Annotated in this window: 1 protein-coding gene; it reads left to right on the top strand. The window is 71.3% G+C overall.

The window, feature by feature from the left end; all coding sequences use genetic code 11:
- Positions 1-529 precede the first annotated feature (529 nt).
- Complete coding sequence (locus tag ABT367_RS41405) at positions 530-1,000, top strand: group III truncated hemoglobin (RefSeq protein WP_352259135.1); 471 nt, start codon at positions 530-532, stop codon at positions 998-1,000.
- Positions 1,001-1,021 lie beyond the last annotated feature (21 nt).

The following is a 1,021-nucleotide window of genomic DNA, read 5'->3' as shown; positions in this document are numbered from 1 at the left end:
GGTGCATTGTCATTCGGGCACTCCCGTCGGAGACGGTGACCCTTCGCGGCCACGGTGCCATTGCCCGAATGAGCAAGCACCCCACCCCGGCCCCGACCCACGACGAAACCGCAGGCGCACAGCGCACCGGCGGAAAGCCGCATACGAAGCCGCACGCGTAGAACGCACCGGCGGAAGGCCGCACACGAACCCATACGCGTAGAACGCACCGGCGGAAGGCCGCACACGGAAACCGCACGCGCAGCACGCACCGCCAGCAGGCCGCACACGGAAACCGCACGCGCAGCACGCACCGGCGGAAAGCCGCACACGCAACGCCCAGCACGCACCGGCGGAAAGCCGCACACGAAACGCCCAGCACGCACCGCCAGAAAGCCGCACACGAAGCCGCACCCGGCAGAAGCGGGGGCCTGGGGGCGCAAGCCGCCGGCGGAGCCCCCGTGGCACCAGCCGCGCACGGGACATGCGCCGCGTGCACCCGGGACCTATGGACCTGTCCGGGCCCACCGGGAAGGTGGACCATGGAAGGATGGACCCCGTGCATTTCGCTGCCCGTGACCGCGCCGACATCGCCGGCCGTACCGATCTCGACGTCCTGCTGCGCCGTTTCTACACGGCCGCCTTCGCGGACCCCCAGATCGGCCCCTTCTTCACGGAGATCGCCGGCACAAGGCTGGACATCCACATGCCCCGGATCACCGACTTCTGGGAGCGCGCCCTCTTCCGCAGCGCCGAGTACCAGCGCAACGCGTTCGCCCCGCACGCCGCCCTGCACTCCGTCGAGCCGATGACCGCCGAGCACTTCGGCCGCTGGGTCCAGCTGTGGCACGCCACCATCGACGGACTGCACACGGGCCCGAACGCCGAGCGCGCCAAGGCGCAGGGCGAACGGATCGCGGTCGCCATGCTCAAGCGGCTCTCCGGCGGCCACCTCGACACCTCGGGCGACGGCACCGGCTTCATCCCGCTCGCGGCGGTCGAGCTGCGCGCCGCCGCCTGAGCCGTACGCACGAGGACACCG

Source organism: Streptomyces mesophilus, from assembly GCF_040300965.1.
Classification (GTDB): Bacteria; Actinomycetota; Actinomycetes; order Streptomycetales; family Streptomycetaceae; genus Streptomyces; species Streptomyces mesophilus_A.
This window is presented reverse-complemented; position numbering and strand designations above follow the sequence as displayed.